Annotated in this window: 16 protein-coding genes, 1 tRNA gene and 1 pseudogene; 9 read left to right on the top strand and 9 right to left on the bottom strand. The window is 69.0% G+C overall.

What is annotated here, in order from left to right; genetic code table 11:
- Nucleotides 1-19 precede the first annotated feature (19 nt).
- Nucleotides 20-2,176: an ATP-dependent DNA helicase RecQ gene (locus RF637_RS10955; RefSeq protein ID WP_368844840.1), complete on the bottom strand. Its 2,157-nt coding sequence runs from the start codon at nt 2,174-2,176 to the stop codon at nt 20-22.
- A 598-nt stretch (nt 2,177-2,774) separates the two neighbouring features.
- Nucleotides 2,775-3,815 carry a hypothetical protein gene (locus RF637_RS10950; RefSeq protein WP_368844839.1) on the bottom strand — a complete coding sequence of 347 codons (1,041 nt, stop codon included), beginning with the start codon at nt 3,813-3,815 and terminating at the stop codon, nt 2,775-2,777.
- Nucleotides 3,816-3,915: 100 nt separating this feature from the next.
- On the opposite strand from RF637_RS10950, the gene RF637_RS10945 reads away from it, so the two are divergent.
- Nucleotides 3,916-4,314, top strand: a complete 399-nt coding sequence (locus tag RF637_RS10945) for an SRPBCC family protein (RefSeq protein ID WP_368844838.1) — start codon at nt 3,916-3,918, stop codon at nt 4,312-4,314.
- A 143-nt stretch (nt 4,315-4,457) separates the two neighbouring features.
- On the opposite strand, the gene RF637_RS10940 is transcribed toward RF637_RS10945, so the two are convergent.
- A tRNA-Lys gene (locus RF637_RS10940) sits at nt 4,458-4,533 on the bottom strand.
- A gap of 278 nt (nt 4,534-4,811) precedes the next feature.
- Between RF637_RS10940 and glsA the strand changes: the two genes are divergently transcribed.
- The 4 genes from glsA to RF637_RS10920 all read left to right on the top strand — a co-directional run bounded on the left by glsA (nt 4,812) and on the right by RF637_RS10920 (nt 9,233).
- The gene (gene glsA, locus RF637_RS10935) at nt 4,812-6,653 is read left to right on the top strand and encodes a glutaminase A (protein WP_144998942.1); all 1,842 of its coding nucleotides are present in this window, start codon (nt 4,812-4,814) and stop codon (nt 6,651-6,653) included.
- A gap of 43 nt (nt 6,654-6,696) precedes the next feature.
- Nucleotides 6,697-7,317 (top strand): hypothetical protein, encoded by a 621-nt coding sequence (locus tag RF637_RS10930; protein WP_035959140.1) that lies wholly within the window; start codon nt 6,697-6,699, stop codon nt 7,315-7,317.
- 260 nt (nt 7,318-7,577) lie between these two features.
- Nucleotides 7,578-8,195: a hypothetical protein gene (locus RF637_RS10925; RefSeq protein ID WP_270258915.1), complete on the top strand. Its 618-nt coding sequence runs from the start codon at nt 7,578-7,580 to the stop codon at nt 8,193-8,195.
- Between the two features lie 6 nt (nt 8,196-8,201).
- Entirely contained in the window at nt 8,202-9,233 is a 1,032-nt protein-coding gene (locus RF637_RS10920) for an inorganic phosphate transporter (RefSeq protein WP_035959146.1), read from the top strand.
- A gap of 178 nt (nt 9,234-9,411) precedes the next feature.
- Here RF637_RS10920 and pstB read toward each other — a convergent pair whose 3' ends face one another.
- The 4 genes from pstB to pstS form a co-directional block, all read right to left on the bottom strand.
- On the bottom strand, nt 9,412-10,191 hold the full coding sequence (gene pstB, locus RF637_RS10915; protein WP_064846305.1) for a phosphate ABC transporter ATP-binding protein PstB: 780 nt from the start codon (nt 10,189-10,191) through the stop codon (nt 9,412-9,414).
- Between the two features lie 36 nt (nt 10,192-10,227).
- Nucleotides 10,228-11,343, bottom strand: a complete 1,116-nt coding sequence (gene pstA / locus RF637_RS10910) for a phosphate ABC transporter permease PstA (RefSeq protein ID WP_085108135.1) — start codon at nt 11,341-11,343, stop codon at nt 10,228-10,230.
- Nucleotides 11,343-12,290, bottom strand: coding sequence for a phosphate ABC transporter permease subunit PstC (gene pstC, locus RF637_RS10905; protein ID WP_368844837.1), 948 nt, complete (start codon nt 12,288-12,290; stop codon nt 11,343-11,345). The genes pstA and pstC overlap by 1 nt, the downstream gene beginning before the upstream one ends.
- A gap of 149 nt (nt 12,291-12,439) precedes the next feature.
- Complete coding sequence (gene pstS, locus RF637_RS10900) at nt 12,440-13,552, bottom strand: phosphate ABC transporter substrate-binding protein PstS (protein WP_368844836.1); 1,113 nt, start codon at nt 13,550-13,552, stop codon at nt 12,440-12,442.
- A gap of 252 nt (nt 13,553-13,804) precedes the next feature.
- On the opposite strand from pstS, the gene RF637_RS10895 reads away from it, so the two are divergent.
- From RF637_RS10895 to disA, 3 genes are all read left to right on the top strand, one after another.
- Entirely contained in the window at nt 13,805-14,962 is a 1,158-nt protein-coding gene (locus RF637_RS10895; protein ID WP_085108132.1) for an aromatic acid exporter family protein, read from the top strand.
- A gap of 57 nt (nt 14,963-15,019) precedes the next feature.
- Nucleotides 15,020-16,411, top strand: a complete 1,392-nt coding sequence (gene radA / locus RF637_RS10890; RefSeq protein ID WP_085108164.1) for a DNA repair protein RadA — start codon at nt 15,020-15,022, stop codon at nt 16,409-16,411.
- A gap of 108 nt (nt 16,412-16,519) precedes the next feature.
- Nucleotides 16,520-17,596: a DNA integrity scanning diadenylate cyclase DisA gene (gene disA, locus RF637_RS10885; RefSeq protein ID WP_368844835.1), complete on the top strand. Its 1,077-nt coding sequence runs from the start codon at nt 16,520-16,522 to the stop codon at nt 17,594-17,596.
- A gap of 151 nt (nt 17,597-17,747) precedes the next feature.
- Here the strand turns inward: disA and RF637_RS10880 are convergent, their stop codons facing one another.
- Nucleotides 17,748-18,473: a hypothetical protein gene (locus RF637_RS10880; protein WP_368844834.1), complete on the bottom strand. Its 726-nt coding sequence runs from the start codon at nt 18,471-18,473 to the stop codon at nt 17,748-17,750.
- Between RF637_RS10880 and RF637_RS10875 the strand changes: the two genes are divergently transcribed.
- Nucleotides 18,472-19,482 (top strand): A/G-specific adenine glycosylase, encoded by a 1,011-nt coding sequence (locus RF637_RS10875; RefSeq protein ID WP_368844833.1) that lies wholly within the window; start codon nt 18,472-18,474, stop codon nt 19,480-19,482. The genes RF637_RS10880 and RF637_RS10875 overlap by 2 nt on opposite strands.
- Nucleotides 19,483-19,552: 70 nt before the next feature.
- Here the strand turns inward: RF637_RS10875 and RF637_RS10870 are convergent.
- Nucleotides 19,553-20,608: pseudogene (locus RF637_RS10870) on the bottom strand (IS1634 family transposase); the annotation flags it as partial.

Raw genomic sequence — 20,608 nt, 5'->3', positions numbered from 1 at the left:
CATCCCACGGCGGCCCGATTCACGCCTGGGCGGCGAGTACGAACGGCAGCACCGCGTCCGCCCCGGCATGGCGCAACTGCCGGGCCGCGACCGTGAGGCTCCACCGGCTGTCCACGAGGTCGTCCACGAGCAGCACGCTCGCCCGCGGCGCCCGCGCCAACTGTTCCGCGAGGGGCTCCGGGACCAGGAACCGGTCCCACACCTCGGCGAGCCGGTAGGCGCTGTTGCCGCCGTGGGAGCCGCGGGGGACGTCCGGGTTCAGTTCGAGCGAGCCCCAAAACGGCAGGTGCCCCGCGGAGGCGAGCCCGCGGGCCAGCGAGTCCACGAGCTGTGGGCGGGACAGTGACGGCATGGCCACGACCGCGGTGGGCCGTTCCTGCCAGTCCCACTGCGCCAGGACGGTGATGCTCGCGCGTCCCAGGTCCGCCGTGACCACCGAATCCACGGGATCGCCGTGCTCGTCCGAGCGGAAGATTTCCCGCAACCGCTGCCCCCATCCGAGATCGGTGAGCCGGGCCAGGGCGCGGCCGCGTTCGGCGCGTTCCGTTTCCGGGATTTTCCCCTTGGCCTGCAACCCCAATCGATCCATGCCGGTGGGCCACTGCGCGCGGGGTTCCACGGGGACACCGACCCGGTGCAGGGCGGCGTCCGCTGCGGCGGAGGCGTCGGAATGCACGGTGGTGGGGTACCACGGCCCGGCGCACACGTCGCACCGACCGCACGGTTCCGCGGTGGCGTCGTCGAGCTGACGGGTGAGGAAGCGCATGCGGCACTCGCTCGTGAACTGGTAATCCATCATGGCCTGCTGTTCCGCGATCCTGGCCTTGCGCACCCGCTCGTAACGCGGGGCGTCGTAGGTCCAGGGCTGGCCCGTGCTCTGCCAGCCGCCGGAGACCCGTTCCACCGCGCCGTCCACCGCGAGCACCTTGAGCAACAGCTCGAGCGGGGTGCGTTTGATGTTGACCCGCGGCTCGAGAGCCGCGACCGACAACGGGCCGCCGTTCTCCGCGAGCGCGGTGAGCACCGCGGTGGCCTTCTCCTCGGTGGGCATGGACGCGGTGGCGAAGTACTCCCAGATCTCCCGGTCCTCGCCGCCCGGTAGCAGCAGGACGTCCGCGGTGTCGGTCGCGCGCCCCGCGCGGCCCACCTGCTGGTAGTACGCCACCGGGGACGACGGCGCTCCCAGGTGCACCACGAAACCCAGGTCCGGTTTGTCGAAGCCCATGCCCAGCGCGGACGTGGCCACAAGGGCCTTGACCCGGTTCTCCTTCAGGGCGACCTCGAGTTCCTCGCGTTCCGCCGCGTCCGTGCGACCGGTGTAGGCCGCCACGGGATGGCCCGCCTCCGTCAGCGCTCGGGCAGTGTCCTCCGCCGCCCCGATGGTCAACGCGTAGATGATCCCGCTGCCCGGAAGCTGGTCCAGGTGTTCGAGCAACCAGGCGAGCCGTGTGGCGGTGGAGGGCAGTCGCAGCACGCCGAGCCGCAGGGACGCGCGGGACAGCGGACCGCGCAGGGTGAACACCTCGCCGCGGTACCCGGAGCCCACCCCAAGCTGCTCCCGGACGTCCTCGATCACGCGTTCATTGGCGGTGGCCGTGGTGGCCAGTACGGCCACCGAGTCCGAGAGGTCCGCGAGCAGGTCCTTGATTCGCCGGTAGTCCGGACGGAAGTCGTGACCCCAGTCCGAGATGCAGTGGGCCTCGTCCACGACGAGCAGTCCGAGCCGGGAGACGAGCTGTGGGAGTTGCTCGTCCCGGAAACGGGGATTGTTGAGGCGTTCCGGGGACACCAACAGGACGTCGATCTCACCGCGATCCAGTGCCGCGGAGATCTCCGCCCACTCGGTGGGGTTGGCGGACGAGATGGCCGCGGCGCGGACACCCGCGCGCTGGGCCGCCGCGACCTGGTCCCGCATGAGTGCGAGCAGCGGGGAGATGATCAGCGTGGGGCCGTAGCCCTGGGCCCGCATCAACAGCGCGGACAGGAAGTACACCGCCGATTTCCCCCACCCGGTGCGCTGCACCACGAGTGCCCGCCGGTGCTCCTGGACGAGTGCGGAGATGGCCTCGAACTGACCGGGGTGGAAATCGGCGTGCGGGTTCCCCGTGAGCTCACGGAGGTGGTGCAGGGCTCGGTCCCGGAGGGATGCGGTGTTCTCGTGCGCAGGCGCGATCATGACTCGAGTGTCCCAGCAGGTTCGGACACGCAGAAGCGACCGGAGCGCCCACCGCGGCACGAGGTGCGGCCCTCTGTATCAGGCCCCATGACGCGCCGGGTCGGGCGTACGACCCCTTAACGCGTTGCGTCCGCTGCGCCAGGACTCATTCCCCCGAAGGAGTCCATGCGGCGCAGCGGACGCATATGCCGGAGAACCGGCGCGGATCAGGTCCGCTCGAAGCACATGCCCCCCGGCATGAACCTCGTACCGTCGCCTCACGGGTGACCCGGACACACCACGCCCCCCAGCGTGGAACGCGTACGAATCCGTCATCGACGTGCGGCCCGTATTCCCCCCGGTCATGACCGCACATCACTGAATGTCCCGTGTTGCGACATGAATATGCTGGCACGCCCGCTCCAGGATTTCCAGCGGTCACCGCGTCGCGCAAGACCCATCGCAGTTTTGTGGACAAATCAACTCAAGCGTATGTTCTCCCATGTCGGAGGCCGATTCCCTGCTTCCATTGCGCGCAATCGACCGGACGGCGGCGCTGATTCGTAGCGCAAAATGGGGACAGCTCGGACGCCCCGAATGCCCGTCATGGGGACCCGTGTCAGTGGTCGTCGTCCTTCTCGACCCGCTCGGCGTTCCGCTGACCGTGCGTCAACCGCTCGATGTCCGCGTGGCTGTCGAAGTTCGACCCGAGAGCACCGGCGATCGTGCCGAGCGAGGCAGAGAGCCACGCGATGTCCACGTAGTTGCTCAGCGAGGGAGAGACTCCGATCACGGATTGCATGTATCCGACTTCGATCACCACCAGAGCGGCCACGAGGATCCCCGCCATGAGCACGGTGTAGAACGTGAGAACCGTCACGAGCAGCGTGGCGATCGTGGAGGCGTTGTACATCGCGGCCTCCACGCGACTGCCGAGCCGCCGGGGCGGGTCCCACAGGCGGTTGCTGAACATCAGCCACCCCACCATGGCCCCAACCGCCAGGAGCGAAATCAGGGCGAGCCGCCACGAGGGCAACGCCAGGGACATCTGCCAGATGGAGGAGTAGAACACGCCGAACGCGCCGGTGGCCGAGGCCGCCGCCCACATGCGCTTGAGCTTGGTGACGTCCTGGAACGGCTGGTTGGTGCGCACCATGCCCAGGACCAGGCGGACGCGACCTGGCCACCACCACGGCGACGCAATGAACACGGAACGCCCGGTGTCCACGTCCTGCTCGTGGACCACTCCGAAGCGCACACGCCGGTCCTGGACGTCCGGGAGGTCCTGATGGGCCAGGGTGTCCAGGGAGTCGAAGATGGCGCGTTCCAGTTTGGTCGTGAGCCCCCGCCAGCCCAGCGCGGGCAGCGAGATGATCACGAGCCCGTCCTCGAAGTGCAGCTCCGCCATCTTGGGCAGCTTGCCCGCCCGCCGGGGGATCTCCGTGATCACGACCTGGAAATCGGCCTCGCCCTCGCGGGACCACGCGCGCACGGCGTCCACGTCCAGGCTGTTGTCGGGGCGCAGGGGGATGGTCCTGTCCCGGCGCACGAGCTGGTAGTCCCCGAAGCCGTCCCCGCCGTGGCGTTGCTGCAATCGACTGAAGATCGCGGAGCACAGCCCGGGATCGGTGAAGACGTCTACGCGATAGGCCGGGTCCATGCGCCCCATGATCCCAGCCCGCCGGCTCGCCCCACAATCGACAGTGGGCTTACCGTTGCGTGACGCCCCCGTCCGCACGGATCCCGGGCACACTGGTGCCATGGACATGACCGTGACCCGCACCGGCCCCGCTCGCCCGGCGGACGTGTGGCAGCACTACGAGCGCCTCGACCTGTGGACCGTGTGGGCTCCCCACCTCACGAACGTCCGCGCCGATTCCGCCACCCTGGCCCCCGGCACCTCGGGCGTGGTCACGGCGCTGGGCGTGGTGCCCGCGGCGTTCCGTGTGCTGAGCGTCCGCGCCAACCTGCATTCGTGGTCCTGGCGCGTGCGCGTGGGTCCCGTGACGCTGGAGCTCACGCACGATGTCGCTCCTACCCCGAGCGGCGGTTCCCGCGCGGACGTCAGGATCCAGGGCCCCGCCCCCGTCCTGCTGGCCTACCGCCCGCTCATGGGCTGGGCGCTCGCGCGCCTCGTATGGGTCGGCCCGGCGCACTGAGCGCGACTCGGCCAGAGGCGCTGCACGCGGGCAGGTCCGGGGCACCGAAGGCCGCTTGCCCCGGGCCCGGAATGCGAGCGGACACGGAAATGCCCCGCGCGATCGTGATCGCCACGGGGCACATGGTCTCCGGTTCCGGGAGGTGGTGCGCCCTGTGGGGCTCGAACCCACGACCCATGGATTAAAAGTCCACTGCTCTACCAACTGAGCTAAAGGCGCGTGCCCAGCCGCGAGTTCCCGCCACCGAGCACGGCTACTCTACCGCAGCGCGGGCGCATTTCCAGTTCGGGAAGCGGCCTCCCGCGCGGCACCGACGGCAACCACGGGCGGGCCCAGCGGGCCGCACCGCGCGGCGCGACGAGCCACCGCGCCGTGGGCGAGCGCGCGGCGTCGTCGTCGACCGGGCCCGTCCGCAATATGGGACCCTGGGAGGAGACGACACCCGGGGCGTGCGCAGCCCGCCGCGGGGTTCCCGCCGAGCCTTCGAGGAATGACCCATGAGCACCGTTGCGATGTCCAAGCTGGGCCCCTCCCCCGTCACCGAGTACCTGCGCCGCGTGGTGGAGGACCTGCGCCCGCTGACGGATGGCACGGTGAACAATTCCGTCCCCGAGCTCGCGGCCGCGGACGAGAACATCGTGGGGATCGCCGTGGCCACCGTGGACGGCGCGCTCTACCAGGCCGGGGACACCAAGCTCGAATTCTGCATCCAGTCCATCTCCAAGGCCTTCACGTATGCCCAGGCGCTCACGGACCGCGGCCCGGAGGGTGTGTTCGAGAAGATCGACGTGGAACCGAGCGGTGACGCCTTCAACGAGATCTCACTGCAGCCGGAGACGGGACGCCCCGCGAACCCCATGATCAACGCGGGCGCGATCGCGGCGACCTCCCTCGTGCGCAACACGTCCCACGGCACGCGGATGGAACGGATCCTGCGGTTGCATTCCCGATGCGCGGGCCGGCAGCTGCGGATCAACAAGAACATCCAGTCGCAGGAGCACAAGGCCGGGGACCGCAACCGCGCGCTGGGCTGGCTGCTCGCGTCCCGGGGGATCATCGAGGGGGATCCCACCGGCGCGCTCGAGGACTACTTCGGCCAGTGCTCGATCATGCTCAACTGCGTGGACCTGGCCCGCATGGGTGCCACGCTCGCGGCCGGCGGGCGCAACCCCGTAACCGGCGAGCGCGTCCTGGACCCCGAGGTCGTCTCGGACGTGCTGTCCGTGATGAGCACGTGCGGGATGTACGACGACGCCGGGCGCTGGGCCATCCGCGTGGGCCTGCCCGCCAAGTCCGGGGTCAGCGGTGGCGTGGTGACCGTGCTCCCGGGGCAGCTCGCGGTCGCGGTGTTCTCCCCGCCCCTGGACCGCCACGGCAACTCCGTGCGCGGCGTGGCCGCATGCGAACGGCTCACCAAGGACCTGGACCTGCACTTCGCCCGCACGGAACGCAACGGGCACTCCACGGTGCGCTCCGAGTACACCCTGGCGGAAGCGCCGTCGTTGGTGCGGCGCAACGAGGCCGCCACCGAGGTGCTCGACGCGCACGGCGAGGACGCTCGGATCATCGAGCTGCAGGGCGATCTGCGCTTCGCCGGGGCCGAGACCGCGGTGCGCACGGTGCGCGACGCCGCCCGCAGGTCCAGTTACGTGCTCGTGGACATCCGGCAGGTGGACGATATGGCCCGCTTCGTCCTGCCCATGCTCAGCCGCACCGCCGAACAGATCGAGAAGACGGGCCACCACATGGTGCTCGTCGCGGAGAAGAGCGGTGAGAACACGCGGAACCTCGAACACCCGCTCACGGTCTTCGCCACGCGCGCCGAGGCCCTCACGTGGGCCGAGGACCAGATCCTGGAGCGCTTCGGCGGCCCCGAGTGCACCCCGGACAAGGTGCACTCCACCCGTTCCGAACTGCTGAGCACGCTCGGCGAGGAGGACGTGGAGCGCATCCGCTCACGCACCGAGTCCGTGGATTGGAAGGCCGGGACCACGGTGTTGCGCACGGGCCAGAAGTTCAACGGCGTGTACATGGTCACGTCCGGCAACGTGGAGGTCTCCCGGCGCTCACCGCAGGGTGACCGCGTGGAACTGGAGGTGATCGGCCCGGGGATGAGCTTCGGTGAGATCGCCCTGGGTACCAATATGCGCCACATGGTGAGCTTCACCGCGCTCACGGACGTCTCCGCGCGCAGGCTCTCCCCGGAGGCGATCCAGGAGATCGAGGAGGAGGACCCCCGGCTGGCCCTGCGGTGGTGGCGCGCGGTGTCCCAGCAGGCCCTGCTGCGCATCGAGGAACGCTGGCGTCAGCAGGCCGGGGAGACGCACACGGTCGACTGATCCGCCGAGCCCCGTGATAGGTGCGCGGCGTACACTCGGGCGCATGTCCGAACGCCGCACACATCATTCGCCCGTGAAGTTCTCCCCCGAGAAGTTCGACGCCCACGAGGGCGGCACGGACCCCGCCCGAGTGTCGGAGGCGGCCCACCTGGCCGCGCAGGCGCTCGTGTCGCGGGGCCGGGAATCGGCGGATCCGGTGGTCCACGATCGCCTCGTTCGGCTCACGGACGAGCAGGGTCTCGAGGGGATCGCGGAGATGTGGGCGCAGGCCCCCGCGGTGTCCCTCCCGGGTGCGCTGTGGCGGCTCTACGCGCTGCGCGCCGCCGCCCGCAAGGACCCCTACCGCATGGGCCGCTGGTTCGCCGCGGGCAAGCAGACCGCGCAGGTGTCCAACGTGGTCGCGGGCGTCGCGGACCCGCCCGGCGCGGAGGAGATCTGCGAGGTCGCGGACGCCATCCTCTCCGGCGCGTTCGACGGCGAGTTCGACGTCGCTCTCGAACGCTCCGCCGCGTTCTGCCGCGTGATCGCCACGGGCCAGGAACGCACGCTGGACATCTCGAGCCTCGGCGTGCGCGATCCGTGGCGCCGCATCCCCCGCCTGATCCGCACCGCGGAGGAACTCGAGTCCGCGGCCGCCGCGTGGCGCAGGGGTGCGCTCGAGTAAGGGTCTGCCCTCCGCGGGGCGTCCTCGTCCGGACGGACCGCTTTGCGGCACCCCTGGGGTCGGGGATTATGATGGAGGCAGGTGTCGGGCCGTGGCAGCCCCGGGCTCCATCATTTAGCCGCTACGAGCGGCCTTCCGCCGAGAGGCGCTCCCGGTCCGGCACCGCCCCCCCTCACCAAGATCCACATGTCTCCCCGGTTAACTTTCGTTCGGTACAGTGACGGCCGAAAGGTGAACGGTTCAACGGGAGGACGAAACGGATGGCCTTTCGGATCTTCCCGGAGGACGAGCGGGTGACCGAGCTCCTGGTCCAGATGTCCCAGTGCGTGGGCACCGCGGTGGATCAGCTCGCCGAACACATCGGGCAGATCGACAAGACCTGGCAGCACCCCATCACGGACCTCCTGGACACCGAGGACCGCTGCACCAACCTTTACTTCTCCCTGATGACCACCACGCGCTCCTCGTACGTGGTGCCCATCCCGCGTCAGGACGTCTACATCTTGGGGCAGTGGCTGTTGCGAGCCGTCCAGTGCCTCGTGGCGAGTGCCGAGACCCACCAGCTGTACAAGCTGGAGCGGCCCACCTCGCACGCGACCGAGCAGCTCGCGGTGATCCAGCACATGTCGCTCATGACCACCAAGGCCATGGGCCGGCTGACCAGCTTGAACGAGCTGGACGACTACTGGTTCGAGATGATCCGTCTCACACGCCAGGCCGAACGGACCCACCGGGTGTACCGCGCGAGCTTGCTGGATCAGTTCAAGACGGCCCAGGCCATCCGCCGCATGGACGCCGCCAGCCAGCTCTTCGATGCCGCACGCGCCCTGGGCCAGGTCTCCGCAGAGGTGGGCCGGATCCTCGTGGCAGAGTCCTGACTCGCCGTGACAGAGTTACTGGCCGTCGTAGGCATCCTCCTGACCCTGGTCTTAACGGTCGTCAACGGTTTCCACGACGCCTCCAACGCCGTGGCCCTGCCCGTACGGTTCAACGCCCTGACACCCCGTGTGGCCCTGTGGACCGGAGCGGTGTTCAACCTCATGGGCGCCCTCCTGGTGGGGCTGGTCCTGGACCGGCTGATCTCGTTCGAGATCCCCATCCCCCTCAACGACGCGGGCGTGGTGGCCCTGTTGTGCGCCCTGTTCACGGCCATCGGGTGGGACCTCCTCACGTGGTGGTGGCGCATGCCCACGTCCTCCACCGCCGCGATCGGCGGCGCCGTGGTGGGTGCTCTGCTCGGAGCACGCGCCGCGGGGCTCTACGACGAGCACCTGGCCATGGGCTCCTACTTCTCCTGGAACGTGCTGCTGCCCCTGCTGATCTCCCCCGTGATCGCGTTCGGGCTCGCGTTCCTGCTGGTCGTGCCCATCGTGTACCTGGTACGCCACGAGACCCCGGGACGCGTGAACTTCCGCGCCGGGGTCGTGCAGGCCACGGGTGCCGCGGCCATTCACTTCGGACACGGGATCCAGCACGCCCGGCGCACGCTGTGGATCCTCTTGGTCCTCCTGCTGATCGTGAACCCCAACCTCTCCCGGGACAGCATCCCCGTGTGGCTCACGGTGCTCGTGGGGGCGTGTCTCGCGTTCGGTACCCTGCTGGGCGGCTGGCGGATCTCCTACACCCTCTCCGCACGTATCGTGACGCTGGATCCCCTGCGCGGAGCGGCGGCGCAAACGGTGTCTGGCGCCCTGCTGTTCGTAGGGGGGTTCCTCTCCCCCATTCCGCTCTCTACGTCCCAGACCACCACCGCGGCGATCCTGGGCGCGGGTTCCGCCCAGAAGTTCCGTACCGTGTATCACGCCACCGTGCTGCGGGTCATCGCCTCGTGGGTCGCCACGGTCCCCGTGTGCGGCCTGGTCTCCGCCATCCTGTTCCTGGCGGCCTCCCCGCTGATCCAGGTCCCCGCGGCCTGATCCGTACCCGCGGTTCGCTCGGGGCACGCGTCACGATCGGGGGCACGCGGAGGCTGACGACGTCGCACGGTGCGGATCGCTGCGCGCTCCCGGTGCGTGCGTCGTCGTACCCCCGGGCGTGCACGCGAACGGTGCCCTCCGAGACGGAGGGCACCGTTCGCGTGCGCGATGACGCGGATCAGCCGAAGCGGCCGGACACGTAGTCCTCGGTGTCCTTCTTCTGCGGGTTGTTGAAGATGTCCGTGGTGGGCGCGTACTCGATCAGACGGCCGGGCTTGCCCGTGCCCTCGATGTTGAAGAACGCGGTCTTGTCCGACACACGGGACGCCTGCTGCATGTTGTGGGTCACGATCACCACGGTGTAATCGGTCTTGATCTCGTTGATCAGGTCCTCGATCGCGAGCGTGGAGATGGGGTCCAGCGCGGAGCACGGCTCGTCCATGAGGATCACGTCCGGCTTGACCGCGATTGCGCGGGCGATGCACAGCCGCTGCTGCTGACCACCGGAGAGACCGGAACCGGGCTTGTCCAAACGGTCCTTGACCTCGTTCCAGAGGTTCGCGCCGCGCAGCGAGCTCTCCACGAGCTCGTCCGCGTCCTTGCTCGAGATGCGCTTGTTGTTGAGCTTCACGCCCGCGAGCACGTTGTCGCGGATGGACATCGTGGGGAACGGGTTGGGGCGCTGGAACACCATGCCCACCATGGAGCGCACGGTCACGGGGTCCACGCCCTTGCCGTAGAGATCGTCCCCGTCCAGCAGCACCTTGCCCTGGGCGTAAGCACCCGGGATCACCTCGTGCATGCGGTTGAGGGTGCGCAGGAACGTGGACTTGCCGCAACCGGAGGGACCGATGAACGCGGTGACCGAGCGCGGTTCGATGTTCATGCTGACGTCCTGGACCGCCAGGAAATCGCCGTAGTAGACGTTGAGGTTTTCGACGTCGATTCGTTTCGACATGGGTGTGTTTCCTTAGGTCGAATGGTCGGCCAGCACTCAGCGGCCGGCGGTCTTGGGAGCGAAGGCCCTGGCGATCAAGCGTGCCACGAGGTTGAGCAGCATCACGATCACGATCAGGATCAGCGCCGCAGCCCAGGCCCGCTGCAGGGACGGATCGGGGTTCGTGGGCGAGGTGGGCGTCATGATCTGGTAGTAGATGAACGTGGGCAGCGTGGTCATCCAGCCGGAGAACGAGTTCCAGTTGATGGCCGTGGCGAAGCCCGCGGTCACGAGCAGCGGCGCCGTCTCACCGATCACACGGGCGATCGCGAGGGTCACACCCGAGGCGATACCCGAGATGGCCGTGGGGATGACCACCTTGAGGATGGTCCGCCACTTGCGCACACCCAGCGCGTAGGACGCCTCGCGCAGTTCGTTGGGCACGATCCGCAGCATCTCCTCGGTGTTCTTGACCACCGTGGGGATCATCAGCACGGTCAGCGCGACCGCCGCCACGAACCCGGTACGGGTCGAGGGGCCGAAGATCATGCCGAACAGAGCGGCCGCGAACAGACCAGCCACGATGGACGGGATACCGGTCATGACGTCCACGAAGAACGTGATGGCCTTGCCGAGCCAGCCGCCCCGGGAGTACTCCACGAGGTAGATCGCGGTGAGCAACCCCACGGGCACCGACATGAGCGTGGCCCAGAACGTGATGGACACCGTACCGATGATCGCGTGGTAGGCGCCGCCCATCACCTGACTGGGCGCATCGGCCTGGTTGTCGTGGAAGCCCGTGACCCCGTTCATGGAGGTAAACAACATGTTGGAGGTCAGACCGGGGATGCCGTTGGCGAGCACCGTCCAGATCACGGAGATCAGCGGGATCACCGCGAGGATGAAGGCGGCATAGACCAGGAAGGTCATGAGCGAATCGGCCCCGGCGCGGGAACCCTCGATCATGCCCACGGCCAGCGGGCCGACCACCAGGAAGATCACGGTGGCGAACAGGGCCCACAGCGCGATGCTGAACCCCACCAGAGCGGCAAGCGCGGCCCCCGCCACGATCGCGGCCACGCCGATGACGGGGACGAGCCACTTGGGGCGCTGACCGCGGGTGAGCCTTGACTGGCGGACGGGTGAGGTTCCGGGTTGGGTGGACGTGGTCATCAGTTGGCCCCCGAGAATTCCTTGTAGCGAGCGATGATGGCGCGGGCGATCATGTTGACCACGAGGGTGATCAGGAACAGCACGAGACCGGCCGCGATCAGTTCGGACAACCGCAGGCCGTAGGCCTCGGGGAAGTTCAGCGCGATCTCCGCGGCGATCGTCTGGTTACCGGACTTGATCAGGGACGCGATCATGGGCCCGGAGGACAGCACCAGGGCCACCGCCATGGTCTCGCCGAGCGCGCGGCCCAGGGCCAGCATGATCGAGGAGATGATCCCGGGGCGCGCGAACGGCAGCACAGCCATCCGGATCATCTCCCACCGCGTGGCCCCCAGTGCCAGCGCGGCCTCCTCGTGGAGCTTGGGCGTCTGCGTGAAGATCTCGCGGGACATGGACGTGATGATCGGCAGGATCATGATGGCCAGCACGATGCCTGCGGTGAGCATGGTCTTACCCGTCTGGGACGCGGGCCCGTCGAAGATGGGGATGAAGCCCAGATGCTCGGTGAGCCAGTTGTACAGCGGTGCGAGCGCCGGCGCGAGCACCGTGGCACCCCACGCGCCGTAGATCACGGAGGGAATGGCCGCGAGCAGGTCGATCACGTAGCCCACCGGCTTGGAGATCTTGGCCGGTGCGTAGTGGGAGATGTAGAGCGCCACCAGGATGCCCACGGGTGTGGCGATCAGCAGGGCGATCACCGCGGCGATGAGCGTGCCCACGATGAGCGGCCAAATGTAGTGGAAGAAGCCCTGCCCACCGGTGATCTCCTCGGCGGGGGCGGCGAACGTGGGCAGCGCCTGCAGTAACAGGAATAGCGCGACGGCCGCGAGCACCGCGAAGATCAGGATGCCGGCGGCCAGGCTGAGTCCGGAGAAGACGGAGTCACCGGCACGTCCGGCCGAGGACTGCCGGGTCCCCGGTTTCTGGGCGCTGATGGTGGTGGACATGAACCAGTCCCTTCGATCAAGGTGTGGAACGAGCTGAGCGGTGAATTCGGCCAGCGTAGGACGTGGGGGTCCGAGATGACCGCGTGCGTGGCTGCGGCGCCGACGCGCGATGACACGCCGGCGCCGCACTCACACGTCGTCGGGGCGGATCAGCCCTTCGCGGTGATGGAGTCCACGGCCGCCTTGGCCTGGTCGCGCAGGGTCTGGCTCAGCGGGGCGGAACCGGCGGAGTCCGCAGCGGCCTTCTGCCCGTCCTCGGAGATCACGTAGTTCTCGAAGGCCTTGACCAGGTCCGCGGTCTCCTGGGAGTCGTACTGGGAGCACACGATGTGGTAGGAGATCAGCACGAGCGGGTACGCACCGGATTCCTTGGTGTCGCGCCCGATGTTGATCGCGAGGTCGTGCTCGCCCCGACCCTCGGCCTGGGCGGAGACCTCGACGGCCTTGGCGGCGGCCTCGGGCGAGTGGGTCACGTACTGGTCGCCCACCTTGATCGCGGCGGTGCCGAGATCGCCCACGGCGGAGGAGTCCGCGTAGGTCACGGCGCCCTCGGTGCCGGAGGTCGTGGAGACCACGCCGGAGGTGCCCTTGTTGTTCTCCGCCGCGTACTCGGAGGGCCAGGCCTGTGCCGGGTCCTTGGTCCACTCCTGCGGAGCGGCCTTGTGCAGGTAGTCGGTGAAGTTCTCGGTGGTCCCGGAGTCATCGCTGCGGTGCACCACGGTGATCGGGGTGTCCGGGAGATCGGCGTCCGGGTTCTGCTGCTTGATCTGCTCCGCGTTCCAGCGCTTGATCTCACCCTTGAAGATCTTGGCGATGGTGGGGGCGTCCAGGTTCAGGGACTTGATACCGGGCAGGTTGAACGCCACGGAGATCGGGGAGATGTAGACCGGGAGGTCCATGGCGCCGTCGGGGCCGCACTGCTGCTTGGCCTGCTCGACCTCGTCGTCGGAGAGGTAGGCGTCCGAGCCGGCGAAGTTCGCGCCGCCCGCCAGGAAGGCCTTGCGCCCGGCGCCGGAGCCGTCCGGGGAGTACTGCACGGTGGAGCCGCTGTTAGCGGACTGGAAGCCGTTCTGCCACGCGGTCATGGCGGCCTGCTGGGAGGACGCCCCGATGCCGGTCAGCGTTCCGGACACGCCGCTGCTCTCGCCCGAACCCCCGCCGCTGTTGGTGTTGCCGGTGGCGTTGTCGGAACCGCAAGCGGTCAGAGCGAGGGCACCAATGGCCAGGACTGCGGCCGAACGGCCGACATGCGAAACCTTCACTGTATTTCCCTTCGAAAGCGTGAACCGGAGAGCCCGGTGGGTGCGGACAACCGGATCTTGGAGTCCAACGCCGCTGCGTCCGCAGCGCGCCCGGGAATTACCGTAGGCAGGCGATATTGACAGATGCGGCCAGGAAGGTGAACTGGCGGTTAACAACCCCTGTGACCGGCGCCACCCCTGGCCACGACGCCGCCCGGTCACGCGTCCCGCGCGGTACGCGTCCGTCCGAGGCGCCCGCCTAGGATGGGAGTCATGACGTCCTCGGAAGCAGCTCCGTACCGCTCCCGATTCCGTCGTGTTCCCGAGGTCGTGGGCAAGCGCGGGCGCTCCGGCTGGGCACGCATGACGTCCGGTTTCTTCCAGGCCGTGCAGATGACCGTGGCGGCCGTTGGCGCGTACGTGATCGCGGAACGGCTGCTGGGCCATCAAGGCCCCATCTTCGCCGCGACCGCCGCGCTCGTGTCCCTGGGGTACGCCAAGGGCGGGCTGCGCTACCGCCGGGTGCTGGAGGTCTCGATCGGGTGCACCCTGGGGATCGTGATGGGCGATCTGCTCATCCAGGTCCTGGGCCATGGTGAGTGGCAAGCGGCCCTCGTGTTGCTCCTGTCCCTCTTGCTCGCCCGGTTCCTTGACAACGGCGCGATCTTCACCACGCAGATGGGGTTGCAGTCCGTGCTGGTGGTGCTCCTCCCGCCATCGCAGGACGGCGTGTTCGCGCGGTCCTTCGACGCCGTGGTGGGGTGCCTGTGCGCGCTGCTCCTCGCGTACGTGATTCCCCAAGACCCGCGCCGCGAACCGCGCCAGGACCTCAGCAAGCTCATCGTGGAGTTCACCCAGGTGCTCACGGACTGCTCCCGTGCGGTCTCGGACACCGATTCGCGCCTCGCGTGGCACGCCCTCGTGCGGGCTCGTCAGACGCAGCCGCTCGTGGACTCGGTACGCTCGGGGCTCACCGCCTCCCGGGAGATCGCCCACGCATCCCCTCTGCACCGTCGGCACCGCCGCGAGATCGACGACCTGAGCGAGAGCATCCGGTACGTGGACCTCGCCGTGCGCAACTCGCGCGTGTTCGCACGCCGCCTCGCGTCCGTCCTCAACCGCGTCTCCCTGTCCGACGACGCCGTGGCCTCCCTCTCCGAGGCCCTCGCCGATCTCTCCGACGCCATCCTGAGCCTGGATCACACGTTCTCCGCGAGTCATCCCCAGACCCGTGAAAGCTACCTGCGCCAGACGCGCAATGAACTGATCTCCGTGGCCGGTCGCCTGGAACCCGGGCTCATGGGGGTGCGGACCATGGAGGGCGAGGCACTCGTGCTGCTGATCCGTCCGTTGGTCGTGGACCTGTTGGAGTCCACCGGTCTCACCCACGAGGAGGCGATCCGGTACCTGCCCACGCTGGGCGGTCGGTGACCGAGCCACGGATCCGTGCCGCTTATGGGCGTCAGATCCGCCCCCTACGGTGACAGCATGAGCGCGAAGACCAGGAAGCCGTCCGTCTCCTACCGGTGCACGGAATGCGGCTGGACCACGGCCAAATGGGTGGGCCGGTGCGGTGAGTGCCAGTCCTGGGGCACCGTGCAGGAGATCTCCACGAACCAGGAACACGGGCGCACCCGGGCCGCGGCCAGCGTGGCGGTGCCCGCTCAGCCCATCGGCCAGGTGGATTCCTCGGTGGCCCGCTTCACCCCCACGCGCGTCACCGAGTTCGACCGCGTCCTGGGCGGCGGACTCGTGCCCGGTGCGGTCATCCTGATCGCGGGGGAACCCGGCGTGGGTAAGTCCACGCTGCTCCTGGACGCAGCCGCCAAGGTGGCGGGCGGGCCCGATCCCCGCACCGTGTTGTACGTGACCGGGGAGGAGTCCGCGGCGCAGGTCAAACTGCGGGCCGAGCGCATCGATGCCCTCTCGGAAAAGCTGTACCTCACCGCGGAGACCGACCTCTCCGCGGCGCTCGCGCAGGTCAAGGCCTTGAAACCGGAACTGTTGATCGTGGACTCGGTGCAGACCCTCGCGAGCCCGGAGATCGAGGGTTCGGCGGGCGGGGTGAGCCAGGTGCGGGAGGTCGCGGCGAGCCTCATCCACGCCGCCAAGACCCGGAACATGACCACCCTGCTCGTGGGCCACGTGACCAAGGAGGGGTCGATCGCCGGCCCCCGGTTGCTCGAACACCTCGTGGACGTTGTGTGTCAGTTCGAGGGGGACAAGCACTCGCGCATCCGCCTCTTGCGGGCCGTGAAGAACCGGTTCGGCCCCACGGACGAGGTCGGGTGCTTCGATCTCGAGGAGAACGGTATCCGCTCGGTCTCGGACCCGTCCGGCCTGTTCGTCTCCCGCACCCCCGTCCCGGTCGCGGGAACATGTCTGAGTGTCACCGTGGAGGGGCGCAGGCCGCTGCTCGCGGAGGTCCAGGCCCTGCTGGACAAGTCCAGCACCGCGCAACCCCGCCGGGCCACCTCCGGCCTGGACGGTTCCCGGGTGGCCATGCTGCTCGCGGTGTTGCAGCGCCGGGCGGGCGTGGCCCTCGCGACCATGGACTGCTACGTGTCCACCGTGGGTGGTGTGCGGCTCACCGAACCCGCCACGGACCTCGCGGTGTGCATGGCGCTCGCGTCCGCTGCCCAGGATCGACCGCTGCCCCAGCGGCTCGTGTGCTTCGGGGAGATCGGACTGGCCGGTGAGGTCCGCCCCGTACCCGAGATCAACCGCAGGATCCAGGAGGTCGCCCGGCTGGGCTTCACCCACGCCGTGGTCCCGGCATCCCCCAACGGACCCGGCAAGATCCCTCCGGGCTTCTCCGTGCGTGAGGTCACCACCGTCTCACAGGCCATGGAGCTGCTCTTCCCGCCGCGGCAGGGCTGAGTCCGACGCCGTACGGCCGAGTCCGCCGGGGCAAGGCCGAGTCCGAACACACATGCCACGCGGGGCATGTTGGCCTTCGGGTGGGGCGAGCGCACATAGAATGAGGCCGTGGTGAAATCGCACGAGACTGCCCTGAGACGGACCCTGGCCAGGGTCTCCCCCGGTACCGAACTGAGGACAGGGCTGGAGCGCATCCTCCGGGGCCGCACAGGCGCGCTCATCGTGCTCGGATTCGACCGCTCCGTGGAGTCGCTGTGTTCGGGCGGGTTCGACATCGACACCGAATTCACCCCCACCAAGTTGCGTGAACTCGCCAAGATGGACGGGGCGATCGTGTGCGACAAGGAAGCCACCCGCATCCTCAAGGCCGGGGTCCAGCTCATGCCGGACGCGTCCATCCGCACCCAGGAGTCCGGCACGCGTCACCGCTCCGCCGAGCGCACCGCCAAGCAGACCGGTGTTCCCGTGATCTCGGTCAGTCAGTCCATGAGCGTCATCACGATCTACGTGGCCGATTACCGCTACGCGATCGACGGTTCCCAGGCCATCATGGCCCGCGCGAACCAGGCCCTGCAGACCCTGGAGCACTACAGCAACCGCCTCGAGCAGGTCCTGGGCAGCCTCTCGGCGCTCGAGATCGAAGCCGCCGTGACCGCCCGCGACGTGGCCCTGACGCTGCAGCGGATGGAGATGGTGCGCAGGATCTCGGACGAGATCGGGTGGTACGTCCTGGAACTCGGCTCGGACGGGCGTCTGATCTCCCTGCAGCTCGAGGAGCTCACGGCCGGGACGGGACCGGGGCCCGGCGTAGTCCTGCGGGACTACCTACCCGAGGCCACGACGCCCGAGGTGGTCGCGGAGTCCCTGGACCGGCTCGCCCGGTTGTCGTCCACCGAACTGATCGATCTGCAGCGGGTCGCGGTGGCCGCGGGTCTCACCGGACCGCAGGGCAACTTGGAGGTGGACCTACACCCCCACGGTTACCGCCTGCTCGAGGGCATCAAATCCATGCCGCGTGCGGTGGCGAAACGGCTCGTGGCCCAGTTCGACGGCCTGCAGTCGCTCATGGCCGCGAACCTCGAGGACCTGATGTCCGTGGAGGGCATCGGCGAGCAGCGTGCCCGCACCGTACGCGAGTCCTTGTCCCGTACGGCCGAGACGAGCCTGCTGGAACGGTTCATGTAGCAGTCCGGGTGGCCCGGTCGCGGACGCGGCCCGTGCACCGCCCGGGCATCGCCCACCGATGGTCACCTCGAGGGCCGTCAGTCGGCCGCGCAAACCCCGGGACCGCCGTCGCCAGTGGATCTGCGCGAGCCGCGAGCCGCCCGTCGCCCACTCACTGCAGACTGAAAACGGCCTGCTGGCTCGCGACGTCCCCGAGCGACGTCGTGAGGTTGTAGTACCCGGCGAGCGCCTCGGACTGGCCGGCCGGGCAGCCCTCCGCGGTGCGCACCCGGTTCCACGTGAGCCGTGCGGTCTCCTTCTGCCCCGTGTCCAGGGTGATCTGACGGTCCTCACCGGCTGCCACGCAGTGCCGTGAATCAAAGACGGTGTCCGCACCGGAGGTCACCACGAAGGCCATGTGATTGCTACCGGCGTCCACGCGGCACGAGTGCTGGCCCTTGTTCTCGAGGGTCAGTTCGAGCACCGGGTTCTGGCCCGCCGCGTAACTCTGTTTGTCGGTCGCGGCACTCACCGCCAGATCCGCGCCGCATTCCGGCGCCGCCGTACTGCTCGCACTCGGGCTGCCGGACGCGCCGGGTGCACCAGACCCGGACGGTGTGGGCCGGGCAGTGAAGTCCGCGAACTTGTTCTGCGGATCCGTGCTCGGCTGCGCCGCGGCGTCGGGCTGCTGCGTGGCATTCGTGCCGTCGGCGTCCGGTGCCGTGAGTGCGCGCACGCCCGAGACCACTGCCCACAGCAGGGCCAGGACCAGGGCGACGATCACGGCGAGCGCGACCATGCGGCGTCGCCGGTAGACGTGCTCCGGGAGCCTGCCCCCGGTGTCTGCGGATTCCGCGGGGGACGTGGGGGGATCGTGCTGTTCGGAACCGGAAGCCATGGTCTCCAGGCTACCGTGGACAGTTATGAACTTGAGCCGCACATCAGCCCGCGACGAGCGACTTCACGGCATTCACGCAGCCGTGATCGAGTGGTACCGGCGGGCGTCCCGCGACCTGCCGTGGCGCGCGCCCGAACGCACACCGTGGCAGGTGCTCGTGAGCGAGATCATGCTGCAGCAGACCCCGGTGGGGCGCGTCCTGCCGGTGTGGCGCCGGTGGCTCGAACAGTGGCCGGAGCCGGGCGATCTCGCGGCGGCGTCGCCGGCGGAGGTCCTGCGCGCGTGGGACAGGCTCGGCTACCCGCGCCGCGCGCTGCGGCTGCACGCGGCTGCCCAGAACATCGCCGCGGAGCACGACGGGCGGGTGCCCGAGGACCACGCACAGCTGTTGGCATTGCCCGGGATCGGCGCGTACACCGCGGCGGCAGTGGCCGTGTTCGCGTTCGGTCAGCGCCACACGGTCGTGGACACGAACATCCGCCGGGTCGAGGCCCGGGTGTTCTCCGGGCGGGCCCTGCCGTCCCGTTCCCTCACCGCGGCGGAGACCCGGTTGGCGCAGGACGTCCTGCCGCAGGACGTCGCGGAATCGGTCGCGTGGAACCAGGCCGTGATGGAGCTGGGGGCACTGATCTGCACCACGCGTTCCCCGCGCTGCGACGAGTGCCCCGTGCGGTGGGACTGCGCGTGGGTCGCGGCTGGCAGCCCTCCCGCGCAGGAGACGCCCAGGGGCCAGTTGTGGCACGGCACGGACCGCCAGGTCCGCGGGGCCATGATGGCGGTGCTGCGCGCCGCGGACGAGCCCGTGCCCGCGCACTTGCTGCTCACGGACCTCGCGGGCTCGGAACAGATCGCCGGGGAGCACGCGGCCCCGCCCGCTGTGGTGATCGAACGGCTCGGGGCCCTGTGGCGGCTGCCCGCGCCCGCCGAACAACGGGAGCGTGCGTTGAACGGACTGCTCGCGGACGGTCTGGCCACCTCGAACGACGGCGCGGTCAGCCTTCCGGGGTGACCCGAGTCGTGCCAATTTAGTGTGTTGGCCATTCGGTGCCGGTGGCGGTGAGGATCTCGCTGGCTGCCGGTCAGCGGGTCGGCGGCGACGTGGGGGTGACCGGCGATGACGACGGTGACCTGTTGCAGCGGGCGTAGGGCCTGGACGATCTTCTTGATGCTCATCCCGGTCTGATCCTGCAGGTGACGGGCGACGGCCAGGGCGGTGACGACGATGGTGAGGTGGGCCTCGATGGCATCGCGGTCGTGGTGGAACATGGGCCTGGCCCGCAGGTCGGTCTTACTCATCCGGAACGAGGCCTCGACCTGCCACAACGAGTGGTAGGAGGCGATCACCTCCGCTGCGGGCATGGTCGTGACGGGCAGGTTGGTGACGTAGCCCTTCAGCCCGGCCAGGCTGCGGGCGCGGGTCAGGGCGTCCTCGTCCAGGCGCGTCGAGCCGTTCACCGTCTTCACGAACCGCGGTGTGCGGGCTGGCTTCTCGCCGGCGATGACCGCCTTGGCGCGGTTCTCCTGCAGGGTGAGGGTGGCCCGGTCCCGTGCGGCGCGCTTGACGGAGTACGCCCATACCGCCCGCCACGACCGATCGTGCACCGCGGGGTCCCACACGGGTTCGGCGCGCTTGGTGACGTCGTTGACCGAGGCCGCCTTGGTGGTGGCCACCCGTGGAGTGATGGTGTCGATGATCTGTCCGTCGGTGAACGCATCCCCGTGCCACCGGAAATGAGAAGCGAGGTCGCCGGGGGCCTTGGTGACCCGCGAGCCGACGATGAACCGCAACCCGGCCGCATCCAGCTCCTTGAGGTTCGATGAGGAGAGCATGCCCGCGTCGGCGACCACCACGATGTCGGCCAGGTTGTGGCGCTGCTGGAACTGCTCGATGATCGGCAGGATCGTGGCGGTCTCGGCCTTGTTGCCCTCGAAGCACCCCACCTCCAGCGGGAACCCGGCACGGTCCACGAGCAGCCCCACGACGACCTGCGGGTCCACGCGCCGCTCCTTCGAATAGCCGACCTTGCGCAGCTCGTCCTCCTGCTCGGCCTCGAAGTAGAGGGTGGTTACGTCGTACAGGACCAGCGACAGGTCCCCGTGCCCGGCGGCGTGGGCGAAGCACGCCGCGGCGACCT

This window comes from Kocuria sp. CPCC 204721 (assembly GCF_040980945.1).
Taxonomy (GTDB): Bacteria; Actinomycetota; Actinomycetes; order Actinomycetales; family Micrococcaceae; genus Kocuria; species Kocuria marina.
This window is presented reverse-complemented; position numbering and strand designations above follow the sequence as displayed.